Annotated in this window: 14 protein-coding genes; 8 read left to right on the top strand and 6 right to left on the bottom strand. The window is 60.6% G+C overall.

Annotated features, from left to right (window positions below):
- Positions 1-89: 89 nt before the first annotated feature.
- Positions 90-1,202, top strand: a complete 1,113-nt coding sequence (locus BMX85_RS17350) for a polyamine ABC transporter substrate-binding protein (protein ID WP_090320854.1) — start codon at positions 90-92, stop codon at positions 1,200-1,202.
- 263 nt (positions 1,203-1,465) lie between these two features.
- On the opposite strand, the gene sixA is transcribed toward BMX85_RS17350, so the two are convergent.
- Both sixA and ppk1 read right to left on the bottom strand, forming a co-directional pair.
- Complete coding sequence (sixA, locus tag BMX85_RS17355) at positions 1,466-1,933, bottom strand: phosphohistidine phosphatase SixA (RefSeq protein WP_090320857.1); 468 nt, start codon at positions 1,931-1,933, stop codon at positions 1,466-1,468.
- Between the two features lie 73 nt (positions 1,934-2,006).
- A complete protein-coding gene (gene ppk1, locus BMX85_RS17360) occupies positions 2,007-4,106 on the bottom strand; it encodes a polyphosphate kinase 1 (RefSeq protein WP_090320860.1) in 2,100 nt (699 codons plus the stop codon).
- Between the two features lie 316 nt (positions 4,107-4,422).
- On the opposite strand from ppk1, the gene pstS reads away from it, so the two are divergent.
- The 7 genes from pstS (at position 4,423) to phoR (ending at position 11,152) form a co-directional block, all read left to right on the top strand.
- On the top strand, positions 4,423-5,469 hold the full coding sequence (gene pstS / locus BMX85_RS17365; RefSeq protein ID WP_090320863.1) for a phosphate ABC transporter substrate-binding protein PstS: 1,047 nt from the start codon (positions 4,423-4,425) through the stop codon (positions 5,467-5,469).
- Between the two features lie 148 nt (positions 5,470-5,617).
- Positions 5,618-6,616, top strand: coding sequence for a phosphate ABC transporter permease subunit PstC (gene pstC / locus BMX85_RS17370; protein ID WP_090320865.1), 999 nt, complete (start codon positions 5,618-5,620; stop codon positions 6,614-6,616).
- Complete coding sequence (gene pstA, locus BMX85_RS17375) at positions 6,613-7,521, top strand: phosphate ABC transporter permease PstA (RefSeq protein ID WP_090320868.1); 909 nt, start codon at positions 6,613-6,615, stop codon at positions 7,519-7,521. The genes pstC and pstA overlap by 4 nt, the downstream gene beginning before the upstream one ends.
- A 42-nt stretch (positions 7,522-7,563) precedes the next feature.
- Positions 7,564-8,367, top strand: coding sequence for a phosphate ABC transporter ATP-binding protein PstB (gene pstB / locus BMX85_RS17380; protein ID WP_090320871.1), 804 nt, complete (start codon positions 7,564-7,566; stop codon positions 8,365-8,367).
- Positions 8,368-8,399: 32 nt separating this feature from the next.
- A complete protein-coding gene (phoU, locus tag BMX85_RS17385) occupies positions 8,400-9,116 on the top strand; it encodes a phosphate signaling complex protein PhoU (protein WP_090320873.1) in 717 nt (238 codons plus the stop codon).
- An 8-nt stretch (positions 9,117-9,124) separates the two neighbouring features.
- Entirely contained in the window at positions 9,125-9,814 is a 690-nt protein-coding gene (locus BMX85_RS17390; protein ID WP_090320876.1) for a response regulator, read from the top strand.
- 24 nt (positions 9,815-9,838) lie between these two features.
- Positions 9,839-11,152, top strand: a complete 1,314-nt coding sequence (gene phoR, locus BMX85_RS17395) for a phosphate regulon sensor histidine kinase PhoR (RefSeq protein ID WP_090320879.1) — start codon at positions 9,839-9,841, stop codon at positions 11,150-11,152.
- A gap of 117 nt (positions 11,153-11,269) precedes the next feature.
- On the opposite strand, the gene BMX85_RS30175 is transcribed toward phoR, so the two are convergent.
- The 4 genes from BMX85_RS30175 to BMX85_RS17410 all read right to left on the bottom strand — a co-directional run bounded on the left by BMX85_RS30175 (position 11,270) and on the right by BMX85_RS17410 (position 13,688).
- Positions 11,270-11,926: a hypothetical protein gene (locus tag BMX85_RS30175; protein WP_177196798.1), complete on the bottom strand. Its 657-nt coding sequence runs from the start codon at positions 11,924-11,926 to the stop codon at positions 11,270-11,272.
- Complete coding sequence (locus BMX85_RS17400; RefSeq protein WP_090320882.1) at positions 11,853-12,203, bottom strand: hypothetical protein; 351 nt, start codon at positions 12,201-12,203, stop codon at positions 11,853-11,855. Before BMX85_RS17400 ends, BMX85_RS30175 begins: the two co-directional genes overlap by 74 nt.
- 206 nt (positions 12,204-12,409) lie before the next feature.
- Complete coding sequence (locus BMX85_RS17405; RefSeq protein WP_090320886.1) at positions 12,410-12,811, bottom strand: VOC family protein; 402 nt, start codon at positions 12,809-12,811, stop codon at positions 12,410-12,412.
- 226 nt (positions 12,812-13,037) lie between these two features.
- Positions 13,038-13,688 (bottom strand): IS110 family transposase, encoded by a 651-nt coding sequence (locus BMX85_RS17410; RefSeq protein ID WP_229210535.1) that lies wholly within the window; start codon positions 13,686-13,688, stop codon positions 13,038-13,040.
- Positions 13,689-15,016: the final 1,328 nt, after the last annotated feature.

Here is a 15,016-nt window from a genome sequence, read left to right on the forward strand (position 1 = left end):
GGGGTCTATTTCTAACGAACTCCCTTGCGTGGAAACGGTGGATGCCCGATCATCACGGGTTGTGAATGAATCCACTTTTCGGAGGTGCTATGGCAGGGAAGTTCGTTGGCGCGGCGCTGGTCGCCGCAGGTTTGATGGCCGCCGCGGGGCAGGTCGCCGCCCAGGCGCCAGAGGAAAAAGTCCTCAACATCTATAACTGGTCCGATTACATCGCGGAAGACACGGTTAAAAACTTCGAAAAAGAGACGGGCATCAAGGTCCGTTATGATGTTTTCGACAACAACGAGATTCTCAATTCCAAGCTGGTGGCCGGCAAGTCCGGTTACGACATCGTGGTGCCGACCGCGCCGTGGGCGCGCCTGCAGATCGAAGGCAAGCTGCTGCGCAAGCTGGACAAGTCCAAGCTGCCGAACCTGAAAAACCTCGACCCGGCGATCCAGGCCAAGCTGGCCAGCATCGACCCGGCCAACGAATACCTGGTCGACTGGCTGTGGGGCTATACCACGGTCGGCATCAACGTCACCAAGGTCAAGGCCGCGCTGGGCAGCCTGCCGATGCCGGAGAACGCCTGGGACCTGCTGTTCAAGCCGGAGTATGTGTCCAAGCTGAAATCGTGCGGCGTGTCGTTCCTGGATTCGCCGTCGGAGGTGTTGCCCGCCGCGTTGATGTACCTGGGCAAACCGGCGTACTCTAAAAACGCCGGCGACTACGCCGAGGCCGGCAAGCTGCTGACGGCGATCCGCCCGAGCGTGACGTTGTTCAGCTCGTCGGGCTATATCAACGACCTGGCCAACGGCGCCGTCTGCGTGTCGCTGGGCTGGTCCGGCGACATCAACATCGCCCGCCAGCGCGCGGTCGACGCCAAGAACGGCAATGTGATCGAGGCGCTGATCCCCAAGACGCCGGCGGCGCTGATGTTCGACACGATGGCGATTCCGGCCGACGCGCCGCATCCGAACAACGCGCATTTGTGGATCAATTACATCATGCGTCCGGAAGTGCACGCCAGCCTGACCAACAAGGTGTTTTACGCCAACCCGAACACGGCCAGTTTGAAGTTCGTGCGCAAGGACATCGCCGCCAACAAGACGATTTTCCTGTCCGAGGCGGACAAGCAGCGCATGGCCGCGCCCGAGGCGGTGCCGGCGGATATCCGCCGCGTCATCACACGCACCTACACCAAGTTCAAAACCGGTCGGTAACGCCAGGCCGGCCGTAAACGAACATCGGCGCCAATTGGCGCCGAGCGGGCTTCGTACGAAGCGAAGTGCTATTCGTGATAGCGGTCGGTCAGTTTATGTTTGCTGCCTGCGGTCTCCTGGATCAGTTCGTAGACAACAAGGGCGATCATTCCTCCGAAGATCCCCATCGTGAGCAAGGTAAACATCGTATCCCCCCTGGTTGGTACGATTTAACTTTAGCAGATCATTGCCGGTTTGCAAGCTCGACCATGCTCCCGCCGTCGTTATTTCACCACCAGGTCGGCCGCCATCACCGCCTTCAGATACACGCTCATGGCGTTGCCGGGATCGCGCTGCGCGAACCACCACGCGCTGGCCTTGCGGATGTCCCATTCGAGATCGTCGCCCGTCAACAGCAGCGAGGCGACCTGGCCCAAGGTCGGCTGATGGCCGACCACCAGCACCGAATCCTTGCCGCCGGGCCAGTTGGCCGCCTTCAGGATGTCGGAGGGGTCCGCGCCCGGCGCCAGGTCGGTGTGGATTTTGTACTTGCGCCCCAGCGCCTCGACCGTTTGCAAGGTGCGCACGGATGGGCTGGCCAGGATGCGGCAACTGTCGGGCAATTGGGAATCGAGCCATTGCCCCATGCGGCGCGCCTGCTTGACGCCCTTGGTCGTCAGCGCGCGTTCCAGATCGGACATGCCGGGGGCGGCATCCTCGGCCTCCGCATGCCGCCATAAAATGAGATCCATGCTTTTCTCCTGACTATCATTAGAAAAAGATCCCAGCGGCGGACCTCCCGGCCCGCCGTGCGTTGTTGTTGTTTTAACTGTCGCCGAGGTTCGTCCCCGGCGTGCCCAGTGTTTCCATCAGGTGCTGCTGGGCGCTAAAGCCGATCTGCTTGGCGCGCGTCTTGCGTCGCGTGTAATGTCCGTCGGCTTCCAGCTCCCAGGCGTTGACGTTGTCCTTCAGGTACGGATTCAAACCCTCGGCCAGCACCCGGCGCTTGAGCGTCTTGTCCAGTATCGGGAACGCCACCTCGATACGGCGGAACAGGTTGCGGCTCATCCAGTCGGCGCTCGACAGCATCACGTCGTGCGCCAGATCGTTGCGGAAGTAATAAATGCGGCTGTGCTCGAGGAAACGGCCGATGATCGAGCGCACGCGGATATTTTCCGACAGGCCCGGCACACCGGGCTTCAGGGTGCACGCGCCACGCACGATCAGGTCGATCTTGACGCCGTCCTTGGAGGCCGCGTACAGCGCGCGGATCACCGATTCGTCCACCAGCGCGTTCATCTTCACAATAATACGCCCGGGACGGCCGGCGCGCGCGATCCGCGCCTCGTTGCGGATGCATTTGATGATCTCGTTTTGCAACGCGAACGGCGCCAGCCACAAATGCGTCAGGCGGTGCGGCTTGGTCAGGCTGGTCAGGTGGATGAACACCTCGTTGACCTCCTGGCTGATGCCCGGATGGCAGGTCAGCAGGCCGAAATCGGTATAGAACTTGGTCGTCGTCGGGTGGTAGTTGCCGGTGCCGAGGTGGGCGTAGAAGCGCAGCTTGCCTTCCTCGCGGCGGATCACCAACGCCACTTTGGCGTGGGTTTTCAGGCCGACCACGCCGTAAACCACCTGGGCGCCGGCCTGTTCGAGCTTGTCGGCCCAGTTGATGTTGGCTTCCTCGTCGAAGCGCGCCTTCAGCTCGACGATGACGGTCACTTCCTTGCCCATGCGCGCCGCCGTGATCAGCGACTCCATCAGGTCCGAGTTCATGCCGGTGCGGTAGATGGTTTGCTTGATCGCCACCACGGCCGGGTCCAGCGCGGCGCTGCGGATGAAGTCGATCACCGTCTGGAACGACTGGAACGGGTGGTGCAGCAGGATGTCGCCCTTGCGCAGCGCGGCGAAGATGTCGGCGCTGCCCGGTTTTTGCGCGATGCCCGGGAAGAACGGCGGGAAGCGCAGCGCCGGGTTGTCGACGTGGTCCATGATCTCGGTCAGGCGCACCAGGTTGACCGGGCCGTTGACCGCGTACAGGCGGCTTTGGTGCAGGCCGAACTGGTCGAGCAGGAACTGCGACAGTTCCGGCGGGCAGTTCTTGGCCACTTCCAACCGCACCGAGGTGCCGAACTGGCGGCCCTGCAACTCGCCCTTGAGCGCCTGGCGCAGGTTCTTGACCTCGTCCTCGTCGACCCACAGGTCGCTGTCGCGGGTGACGCGGAATTGCGAGTAGGCGATCACTTCGCGCCCGGCGAACAGGTCCGAGATGTGCGCGTGGATGATCGACGACAACAGGCAGAACGAGACGCCGCCGCTGTCGGACAGCTCGTCGGGCAGGCGTATCACGCGCGGCAGCACGCGCGGCGCCTTGACGATGGCGATCGCGGTGCCGCGGCCGAAGGCATCCTTGCCGTTCAGCGAAACGATGAAATTGAGACTTTTATTGACGACCTGCGGGAACGGGTGGGCCGGATCGAGGCCGATCGGCGTCAGCAGCGGCCGCACCTCGGTGTCGAAGTATTCCTTGACCCAGGCGCGCTGGGCTTCGTTGCGCTCGTTGTGGCGCACCAGGTGGACGCCGTTGGCGGCCAGTTCGGGCAGCACTTCCTGGTTGAGGATTTCATATTGATGCTCGACCAGCACGTGGCATTCCTCGCAGATGCGCGACAGCGTGGCGACCAGGGCCGGGTGGTTGGCCAGCGAGCCGTCGACGCTGCCGGCGGCCAGCAGGCTGGCCACGCGCACCTCGAAAAACTCGTCCAGATTGCTGCTGGCGATGCACAGATAACGCAGGCGCTCTAATAGTGGAATGTTCTTGTCTTCGGCCTGCGCGAGAACCCGCCGGTTGAACATCAGTTGCGACAGTTCCCGGTCCAGAAAAGCAGAGTTCTTGTTTACTTCAGCATGCAAGTCAGGCTTCATGTCTTTTTAATCACTTTGCAGATGGTGTAATTCTAGCCTGTATCGACTGAATAATGATTGCAACAGTGTAAATACAAATTATGACAACTCTGTGACATGGCGTGTCATAAATGGCGCAGGCGCTTGTCACAATTGTGACAAGAGGGCGTAACATTGGCCGTTCCGTTTGTGACATCTTAGATGTTCTCATAGGGAGCAGGGCGCGCGAAACATGGACACATGGTTATTTCCGAGATTTTTTTGGCATGTCATAAACCTGTCATATTGGCCCGGTAGACTGCGCAGCATCCTAACCTGTCATAACAAAGGACTTGAAATGCGAATCAAACAATTGATCTCTTCCCTGGTAGTGGGCGTGTCTGCCGTGATGGCATTCTCGTCGGCCGCCACCGCCGCCGATATGACCGGCGCCGGCGCCACTTTCCCGTACCCGATCTACGCCAAGTGGGCCGAGCAGTACAAAGCCGCCACCGGCAACGGCCTGAACTACCAGTCCGTCGGCTCGGGCGCCGGCATCAAGCAGATCAAAGCCAAGACCGTCGACTTCGGCGCGTCGGACATGCCACTGAAAGCGGAGGACCTGGACGCCGAAGGCCTGATGCAGTTCCCGGCCATCATGGGCGGCGTGGTCACCATCGTCAACCTCGACGGCATCACCCCTGGCCAGCTGAAAATGACCGGCCAGATCGTCGGCGACATCTACCTGGGCAAGATCACCAAGTGGAACGCCCCTGAAATCGCCGCCGTCAACCCTGGCGTCAAGCTGCCGGCCGAAGACATCACCGTGGTGCACCGCGCCGACGGTTCGGGCACGTCGTTCCTGTTCACCGACTTCCTGTCGAAGACCAATCCCGAGTTCAAGACCAAAGTCGGCTCCGGCACCGCCGTGAAGTGGGTGGTTGGCGTGGGCGGCAAGGGCAACGAAGGCGTCGCCGCCAACGTTCAGCGCATCAAGGGTTCGATCGGCTACGTCGAGTGGGCCTATGCCAAGAAGAACAAAATGTCGCACACCCAGCTGAAGAACAAGGATGGCAACTTCATGCAGCCTGACGACGAGTTCTTCAAGGCCGCCGCCGCCAACGCCGAGTGGACCAAGACCCCGGGCTTCGGCGTCGTGCTGACCGACCAGGCTGGTAAAAACTCGTGGCCGATCACCGGCGTGTCGTTCATCCTGATGCACAAGGTGCAGGCCGACGCGGCCAAGGGCAAGGAAGTCGTCAAGTTCTTCGACTGGGCCTTCAAATCGGGCGGCAACGCTGCCGTCGAACTGGACTACGTTCCACTGCCGGCGTCGGTTGTCAAACTGGTGCAGGATTCCTGGAAAGCCAACCTGAAAGACGCTTCGGGCAAGGCCATCTACTAATCCCGACTCCCTTGCCGCCCGGCGTTCAAGGCGGCGAGGGGGTTAGCCTGCTGCGTCCAACCGGACGCCGCAGGCTAGCCTACATCAACGAGATAACAATATGAGCGCTGATATCACTTCCACGCCACGTCCAAAACCGGAGCAGTCGATGCACACCAGCACAGCCCAGGCGACCGCTGCCGAGCAAGCTGCCACGCAAGCGATGCACCGCACCATGCGCAACCAGCGCATCCAGGATTTCTTCTTCCACAAAGTGACGATGACGTTCGCGCTGTCCGTGCTGGCGGTGCTGCTTGGCATCATCATCTCGCTGATGGTCGGCGCCTGGCCGGCCTTCAAGGAGTTCGGCCCGGCCTTCATCACCACCGTCGAATGGGACCCGGTCAACGATAAATATGGCGCCTTGATCGCCATCGTCGGCACCCTGGCCACGTCCGGCATCGCGCTGCTGATCGCCTTCCCGGTCAGCTTCGGCATCGCCTTGTTCCTCACCGAAATCTGCCCGGCCTCGCTGCGCCGCCCGCTCGGCACCGCCGTCGAGCTGCTGGCCGGCGTGCCGTCGATCATCTACGGCATGTGGGGCCTGTTCGTGTTCGCGCCGCTGTTCGGCGACCACGTCCAGCCGCTGCTGAAAGCCGTGCTGGGACCGCTGCCGATCATCGGCCCGTTCTTTTCGGGTCCGACCATGGGCATCGGCATCCTGACCGCCGCGCTGATCCTGGCCGTGATGATCATCCCGTTCATCTCGTCGGTGATGCGCGACGTGTTCGAGATCGTGCCGGCCGTGCTGAAGGAATCGGCCTACGGCCTGGGCTGCACCCGCTGGGAAGTGGTGCGCAAGATCGTGCTGCCTTACACCAAGACCGGCGTCGTCGGCGGCGTCATGCTCGGCCTGGGCCGCGCGCTCGGCGAGACGATGGCCGTCACCTTCGTCATCGGCAACGCCAACAAGCTGTCGTTCTCCTTGTTCGCCGCCGGCAACTCGATCGCCTCGACCCTGGCCAACGAATTCGCCGAGTCCGACACCGTGCTGCACACGTCGTCGCTGTTCGCGCTGGCGCTGATCCTGTTCGTCATCACGTTTATCGTTCTGTCCGCCGCCAAGCTGATGTTGGCCGGCATGTCCCGCAAGGAAGGCATCAAATGAACCAAGCCGCTATCAATTCCGCGAATTCCGCGCACGCATCGATTCCCCCCGCGGCGCCGGTCAACAAGGTCTACCGCAAGCGGCTGCTCAAGCACCGTATCGGCATTGCGCTGTCGGTGTTCGCCATGACGATCGGCCTGGCCGTGCTGTCGTGGATTCTGATCACCTTGATCATCAAGGGCTTCGGCGCGCTGAGCGTGAACATGTTTACCGAAACCACGCCGGCCCCCGGCAGCGAAGGCGGCGGTCTGGCCAACGCCATCTTCGGCAGCTTCATGATCGTCGGCCTGTCGACGTTGCTGAGCACGCCGATCGGCATCCTGGCCGGCATCTACCTGGCCGAATACGGCGAAGAGAACAAGATCGCCGCCATCACCCGTTTCGTCACCGACATCATGCTGTCGGCGCCATCGATCGTGATCGGCATGTTCGTCTGGGCCATGTACGTGGCCACCACCAAGCATTATTCCGGTTACGCCGGCTCGATCGCGCTGGCGCTGATCGCCATCCCGGTCGTGGTGCGCACCACCGACAACATGCTGCGCCTGGTGCCGAACAGCCTGCTCGAGGCGGCCTTCGCCCTCGGCGCGCCGCGCTGGAAAGTGGCCATGCTGGTGCGCCTGCGCGCCGTCAAGGCCGGCGTCATCACGGGCGTGCTGCTGGCCGTGGCCCGCATCTCCGGCGAAACAGCGCCGCTGCTGTTCACCGCGTTGAACAACCAGTTCTTCAGCAAGGACATGAACGGCCCGATGGCCAACCTGCCGGTGGTGATCTACGGCTTCGCGATGAGCCCTTACGACAACTGGCGCGACCTGGCCTGGGGCGGCGCGCTGCTGGTGACGTTTAGCGTGCTGGCGCTGAATATCGTCTCGCGCACCCTGTTCAGCCAGAAAATCCCGAACTAACGCATCGGCACAACCTTCGACCACTAGAAAAGCGATCGACAAATGAATACGCAACTGAGCCCGGAAAACACCGCCGTCTTGAGCGGTAACAAACGCAAGACCATCGAAATCAGCGGACTGAATTTCTTCTACGGTAAGACCCAGAGCCTGACCAACGTCAACCTCGACATCCACGAGCGCCAGGTGACGGCCTTCATCGGCCCGTCCGGCTGCGGCAAGTCGACCCTGCTGCGCACCCTGAACCGCATGTACGACCTGTACCCGGGCCAGCGCGCCGAAGGGTCGATCATGTACCGCGGCCGCAACATCCTCGAAGAAGGCCAGGACGTCAACATGCTGCGCGCCAAGGTCGGCATGGTGTTCCAGAAGCCGACGCCGTTCCCGATGTCGATCTACGACAACATCGCCTTCGGCGTGCGCCTGTACGAAGACCTGTCGAAGGGCGAGATGGACGAGCGCGTCGAATGGGCGCTGAAGAAGGCCGCGCTGTGGGGCGAGGTCAAGGACAAGCTGACCAAGAGCGGCCTGTCGCTGTCGGGCGGCCAGCAACAGCGCCTGTGCATCGCGCGCGGCGTCGCCGTCAAGCCGGACGTGCTGCTGCTGGACGAGCCGACCTCGGCGCTGGACCCGATCTCGACCTCGAAAGTTGAGGAGCTGATCAGCGAACTGAAGCAGGATTACACGATCGCCATCGTTACCCACAACATGCAGCAGGCCGCGCGTTGCTCGGACTACACCGCCTACATGTATCTGGGCGAGCTGGTCGAATTCGGCGAAACCGATCAGATCTTCATGAATCCGGCCCGCAAGGAAACCCAGGACTACATCACCGGCCGCTTCGGCTGATTGCAATTATAATATCGGATACGGAGAAGAATATGATCGGTGAGCACTCATCCAAACAGTACGACAATGAATTAGAAGCCATCCGCTCCAAGGTGTTGCTGATGGGCGGCATCGTCGAGACGCAGTTCCTCGACGCCATGACCTGCTTCCGCATCGGCAACCCCGAGCGCGCCGACCGCGTGATGCGCGAGGACGACACCGTCAACCAGCTGGAAGTGTCGCTGGACGACGCCTGCAGCCACCTGATCGTGCGCCGCCAGCCGGCCGCCAATGATCTGCGCACCATCATGGCGACGATCAAGGTCATCACCGACCTCGAGCGCATCGGCGACGAAGCGACCAAGATCGCCCGCACCGCCAAGGCGCTGCACGCGCGCGGCGCGGTCACCGTCAACCATTACGAAATGGTGCGCGGCATCGCCAACAACACCAGCGACATGCTGCACGACGCGCTCGACGCGTTCGCCCGCAACGACGGCAAGCAAGCCTTGCAGCTGATCGCCCAGGACGCCGTGATCGACCACGAGTTCCGTTCGATCATGCGCAACCTGATCACCTTCATGATGGAAGATCCGCGCACCATCTCGGCCGCGCTGGACACGCTGTGGGTCGCCAAGGCGATCGAGCGCATCGGCGATCACGCCAAGAACATCGCCGAATACGTCATCTACGTGGTTGAAGGCAAGGATATCCGTCACACCAAAACCGTGCAGCCGATCCCTGACGACGTCCCGGCGCAAAGCGAGTAAAAGAAGAAATGGCATCTGATAAAACCACAGTACTGATCGTTGAAGATGAACCGGCGATTGTCGAACTGGTGACGTTCTCGCTGCGCGAGGCTGGCTGGAACTGCTGCGCGGTGCAAAGCGTGGGCGAGGCCTGGGACTTCATCCAGACCCGCACGCCGCAGTTGATATTGCTCGACTGGATGCTGCCGGACCAGACCGGCCTGCGCCTGCTGGCGCGCATCCGCTCGGACCGTCAGTTCAACGAGATCCCGGTGATCATGTTGACGGCCAAGAGCATGGAAGAGGACAAGCTGGCCGGCCTCAACAGCGGCGCCGATGACTACGTCACCAAGCCGTTCTCGCCGCGCGAGCTGCTGGCGCGCGCCAAGGCGCTGCTGCGCCGCAAGAGCCCGGAGCATGCGCAAGCGACGATGCGCGCCGCCAACGTCATGTTGGACCCGGTCAGCTGCACGGTCTCGATGGACGAGCAGAAGATCGACATCGGCCACGCCGAATACAAATTGCTCAAGTTCCTGCTGGCGCATCCGGAGCGCGTGTTCTCGCGCAGCCAGCTGCTCGACAAGGTCTGGGGCGACCACGTCGTCATCGAGGAACGCACCGTCGACGTGCACGTTCTGCGCCTGCGCAAGGCCCTGAAGGAAGCGGAGCATTTGATTAAGACCGTTCGTAGTGTAGGCTACATGCTTTCGGAAAAATAAGTCTCACACATAAGTCTCGCAAAAATGAATCCAAAACTGGTGTTCTGGGTGCCGGCAGCATTGCGCACCGCTCTTATTCTGGCGGTGTGCGCCTTGCTGGGCTGGATGTTCGGATGGATGACCGGTCTGGTGGTCGCCCTGGTGGCGATGCTGGTGATGGTGTTCGTGCAGCTGTCCTACCTGTACCAGCTGAGCAACTGGATGGACGATCCGCAAAGCGCCAAGCTGCCCGACGGCTGGGGCGCCTGGACCAACATCTTCTCGCGGCTGTACCGCATGCGCCGCGACGACGAGAAAAACCAGGCCGAGCTGACCGAATGGCTGGCGCGCTTCCGCCAGGCCATGCACCTGCTGCCGGACGGCGTGGTCATCATGGACGACGTGCTGTTCCTGGAATGGTGCAATCCGGCCGCCGAAAAGCACCTGGGCCTGACGCACGAGCGTGACAAGGGCATGCGCGTGACCAACCTGGTGCGCAATCCCGACTTCATGGATTACATCATCCTCGGCCGCTACGAGCAGCCGCTGACGATCAGCTTCCGCGAGCGCAAGCTGATCGTGCACATCATTCCGTTCGAAAACCGCCGCCAGATCCTGGTCACGCACGACGCCACCGAGACCGAGCGCATCGAGGAGATGCGCCGCGACTTCATCGCCAACGCCTCGCACGAGCTGCGCACGCCGCTGACGGTGATCGTCGGCTTCCTGGAGATCGCCGCGTCGGAAGGGCTGGACGTGGCCACGCGCTCGGCGCACCTGAAGCTGATGACGGAGCAGGGCCACCGCATGCAACACCTGATCGAGGACATGCTGACCTTGTCGCGGCTGGAATCGGTCGATTATCCGATGCGGCCCGAGCACCTCGACGTGCGCAAGCTGATGGAGCAGGTGCTGCGCGACGCCCGCGCGCTGTCGGCCGGCAAGCACGAGATCACGATGGAGTTCGACGGCCCGGACATCATGGGCAGCTACGAGGAATTGCACAGCGCCTTCGGCAACCTGGCGTCGAACGCGGTGCGTTACACGCCGGCCGGCGGCAAGATCAACCTGGTCTGGCGCGAGTTCGACGGCGGCGTCAAGTTCAAGGTCGAGGATACCGGCATCGGCATCAGTCCCGAGCATATCTCGCGGCTGACCGAGCGCTTCTACCGGGTCGACAAGAGCCGCTCGCGAGAGACGCAGGGCACGGGTCTGGGCCTGGCGATCGTCAAGCACGTGCTGCTGCGCCATGGCAGCACCTTGCAGATCAAATCGGAAGCGGGCAAGGGCAGCAGCTTCATCGTGTGCCTGCCGAAGACGGCCATCGTGCAGCGCCAGCCGGAGTTGATGCTCAACTAAGACCCGGGACCGAACAAATCCCCACGGAGACACGTAGGGCGGATTAGCGTAGCGTAATCCGCCATGCATGCGTCACCAGCGGCACACGGAGCACTAGCGGGATGAAAGGTGGCACGTTTACCTTTTTGGTTCGAAATACGGGTTAAATGCCTTTCGCAACTCGGGTGGCAAGGCCTCGAAGTCCACACGCTGGGCTTTGAGTTCCAAGACGAGCCTGTCACGACCGCCGAATGCCCTGACAGTTCGTGCCGCAAGATCGACCGCAAGCATTTTCAACACGCGATCAGGCACGTTCCCGTCGCTGTCGGCGTTTGGGTCGTGTAACCAAAAAGTTTCATCTGCCCCGTCGCCGCCGCACTTGTCGCCCGTTACGGTGAATACTGTTCCTTGTTTGGCAATCTCGTATTTTTGTCTACCAGGGCCAGGATTACTCCGCTTGTAATAACCTGCCAGAACGTAATACGAACTTGCTGCGTCCTTTGCTCGGCCAAATATCCACATATGGGCCGTGTATCGTTGGTCATCATAAAGCTGCGGGCATTTTATCCGTACATCTTCTGGGAGCGGCTCAACGTTTATCCCTTCGAGCGGCACACGTAGGCCCAACACCGGGACCGTTAGGAACTGCGGTGGCTTATCACGCCCTGTTGCCGATGCCGCCGCCGTGCTGATGGCAATTAGAGCCGCAGTGGCGACTCGCTTAATAGCGGTAGACGGCATATTGAGGCCTCTCGCTCCGGTATTTTTTGCCCGCCCAAAAATCAGGTTGGACAAAATCTGAAATCCATTTCTGGCCGTCATAACCGGCGACATGTCCGGCAATACTGCTTTTGTGGGGTTGCATCACCATCACGTCGCCGCGAATAAAATTGTAGTGGTCAGGATCGTCCACCTTAATTTCGTGAAAGCCGAGCCGTTCCAAGGTCAGGCAATAAAGCTTGCCATAATGAGGAGGGCTATATTCAATAAAAATGCGCGCCGCCCGCTTGAAGGGCTTTTCTGACGTATTCGCCGCACTTCCCATGTCCCGGCGGGCCATCGTCAGCCGCATCACGCAAATGGTTGATGAATTTTTCGATATTTACCGGCATGGCGCACCCTTTTGCGATCTTGTTCGACCCGATAAGTATTGCATTCTGGAATGGGCCGCGCATTGTGTGATGTCAAGCGTATGGCACTGCCGGGGAAGACAGCCATCCCGAAGCAGCAGCTGGAGTTGACGCGCAGCTGAGGCATGCCTTCATCTTACTGCTGATGTCAAGTACCCTGGTTGATTTTCCACGGAACGCCAAAACGGTCGACCACGATGGCATAGCATGGCGACCAGAATGTTCTCTGCGGCGAGAGCACGACGTCCCCGTCGGTTTCTAACGCGTCGAAGATGGATCTGACCTTCGCCTCGGAGTCGACACCGAGCAGCACATAAAAGCCTTTCGGCTTCTCGTATCTGGTCGGATCCACATCCGCACCAGCCAACTCAACACCATCGATGCGGATATTCGCATGGACGATTCTATCCCCATGCGACGCCGACGCTGCGGGGAGCGGGGCGTCTTTAACCCGAAGCATCGTGCCGATCGTTCCGCCCAGGTGCTCGGCGTAGAAGTTAAACGCCTCCTCACACTGCCCGTTGTAATCGATATGAAATGACAAGCTCATCTTGAGTGCATCCTTAAAAGTTACGTCCCTTTGCTCTGCAGCGCCTTCACGCAACTCTGCAACGCATCTTCGAACGAATGGGACACGTGATCTGCCTGTTCGAACCTGCACTCCCGTAAGTCCAGCAACGGGGGTCAAGTCTGTCATTCGGACACAAGCTCAGCAACGGGGGGCACAACGGGGGTCAAGTCTGTCATTCGGACACAAGCTCAGCACTGAAAGGCTTCTATTGTTCAGGCTGTGTCCGAATGACAGACTTGACCCCGTCCTGGAAAATCGGCGTCACGCTTGAGCCCGGGGTGGCGGTCGATGTGGTCGTTGATGTCATTTTCAAGCTTATCGATTTCGGCGTCGCGCCAGTCGACATGCTGCTTGACGTGCTAAGCGACCTCGTCCATCCCGCCATGTCCAGCGCCTCAAGCCGATTTTGTTCCTGCTGGCGAATATCTTTCAAGGCCTGCGCGCGCAGCGACCATGTCCGCAGCTGGCGTTGTTCAAGCGGCGGCGGGTTCAAGGGCGCGGGTTTCATCGCGCTGCGGTAGCGCGCGATCAGGGCGGCATCAATGCCGTCATTTTTGTTGCGGATGTTCTCGCTATGGCCAAAGCCTTTGATGCAGGCCGGGTTGACCACGCTCACGCGCAGCCCGGCTTGATGCAACGCCAGCGCCGCCGGTTCGGAATACACTCCCGTGGCCTCCATGCAAACATGCAGTGCCGACAGCGGCACCTTCGCCTTGCCCAGCCACTCGATCAACGTCTGGTGGCCCTTGGCGCAATTTTCCACCACCTTGGCTTTGATTTTTTCGTCTATCAGCAACGCCATATCGAGCTTCTTCTTGCTGACATCTATCCCTACTGCTCCATACATCGTATCCATTTTTGACCTTCCTCGTATGCGGGCTTACGCATGAAGCGATGGCCCAAGATACCGTTCGGACTTATAAAATGAAACAGGCGGAGGCACCTATCTGACCCGCGTGCTCCATGGCACTAAGTCTGGTCGGTGTCACTCTGCCCGGCCGTTTCAACATCGGTATTATCCAATGGCGACGCGGTATGCTCAGTATACGAAGTCTGTCATTCGGACACAAGCTCAGCAACGGGGGTCAAGTCTGTCATTCGGACACAAGCTCAGCACTGAAAGGCTTCTATTGTTCAGGCTATGTCCGAATGACAGACTTGACCCCGTCCTGTGATTTGCGGAGGCGCCGACGGGCCCAGGATTTTGGTATCCTCGCCGCGTGAAGCTACCGATCACCGCATTGCTGGGCGCTTGCGTCCTTCCCGCCTTGGCCGCCGCGCCGGCGGGTATCCGGTTCGTCCATCAGGATTGGGAACTCGCCTGCGACAACACGCGCGCCTGCCGCGCCTGGGGCGCCGTCGCGCCTCATGGGCGCCTGCGTGGACGCCAGGGAATGGGTGTGGGATGGACGCCGCTTTGCGCAAACGCTGGTGGCAGACAGCGGCATGAGTCGGACGCCGGGATTCGAAGGCCTCTGGAACCTGCCGACCTACGTGGCAAAGGTGACGCGCGGCCCGCGCTAATCGCCGTGCGACGCGTCCCGGGAGCTTTCGGCCCTCGCCGCCCAGCGCGATGGCGGACCTTCCCGTGGCTACGGCTCCCGCTTTCGCAGGTCATTTCCCCAACTTTGCCGACCGTCGTCGAGCGACGGGGAAAGGTGTCGATAAGTTCGCATTGCATGTCGACCGAATCAAGGGCCCAATTTTTTGCGGGGTGTACGATACGATGGGATTCCTCGACCGGGGCGGCCGCACCACCAACCCAGTGATATTGCGCCCGCGAGCGAAGCGATCACAAGCGCGTACCCTTGAGGGTTCGTTTCTTTGGAACCGAGAACCGAGCAGTGCAGTCCTGATTTATCACGAGGAGCCAACGCTTCGCACAGTACCTTTTGTCCTGACCTCGAGAGGTATCCTTTGCCTGGCTCGGCAAACGACATGTCAATCAACAATGAAGTCAAAAAAAGAATCGCCACAAACAATAGTAGCTGAACGAGCATCCACAGCGGCCGATAAGGGAGGCCTACCATAGCGATAGGTGGTGGCGGCGCCTCAAAACCGGGTTGGAACTATGCTTCCTGCAAACGAGCATCCAGGTCTTCGTACTCATAAGGTCCGCCTCATAATAATTTCGGTCGTCGATCGATAGTATACAACGCGTAAGCGGACGGCCGGGGCGATCTG

It is taken from the genome of Duganella sp. CF517 (assembly GCF_900110275.1).
In the GTDB taxonomy this organism is placed as follows: Bacteria; Pseudomonadota; Gammaproteobacteria; order Burkholderiales; family Burkholderiaceae_D; genus Rugamonas.

Bases quoted from the DNA above. Each gene is read 5' to 3' on its own strand.
- BMX85_RS17410 (WP_229210535.1), bottom strand. From the start codon at position 13,688: ATGGATACGATGTATGGAGCAGTAGGGATAGATGTCAGCAAGAAGAAG.
- BMX85_RS17400 (WP_090320882.1), bottom strand. From the start codon at position 12,203: ATGCGGCTGACGATGGCCCGCCGGGACATGGGAAGTGCGGCGAATACG.
- ppk1 (WP_090320860.1), bottom strand. From the start codon at position 4,106: ATGAAGCCTGACTTGCATGCTGAAGTAAACAAGAACTCTGCTTTTCTG.
- pstS (WP_090320863.1), top strand. From the start codon at position 4,423: ATGCGAATCAAACAATTGATCTCTTCCCTGGTAGTGGGCGTGTCTGCC.
- BMX85_RS17390 (WP_090320876.1), top strand. From the start codon at position 9,125: ATGGCATCTGATAAAACCACAGTACTGATCGTTGAAGATGAACCGGCG.
- BMX85_RS17405 (WP_090320886.1), bottom strand. From the start codon at position 12,811: ATGAGCTTGTCATTTCATATCGATTACAACGGGCAGTGTGAGGAGGCG.
- sixA (WP_090320857.1), bottom strand. From the start codon at position 1,933: ATGGATCTCATTTTATGGCGGCATGCGGAGGCCGAGGATGCCGCCCCC.
- phoR (WP_090320879.1), top strand. From the start codon at position 9,839: ATGAATCCAAAACTGGTGTTCTGGGTGCCGGCAGCATTGCGCACCGCT.
- pstB (WP_090320871.1), top strand. From the start codon at position 7,564: ATGAATACGCAACTGAGCCCGGAAAACACCGCCGTCTTGAGCGGTAAC.
- phoU (WP_090320873.1), top strand. From the start codon at position 8,400: ATGATCGGTGAGCACTCATCCAAACAGTACGACAATGAATTAGAAGCC.
- pstC (WP_090320865.1), top strand. From the start codon at position 5,618: ATGCACACCAGCACAGCCCAGGCGACCGCTGCCGAGCAAGCTGCCACG.
- pstA (WP_090320868.1), top strand. From the start codon at position 6,613: ATGAACCAAGCCGCTATCAATTCCGCGAATTCCGCGCACGCATCGATT.
- BMX85_RS17350 (WP_090320854.1), top strand. From the start codon at position 90: ATGGCAGGGAAGTTCGTTGGCGCGGCGCTGGTCGCCGCAGGTTTGATG.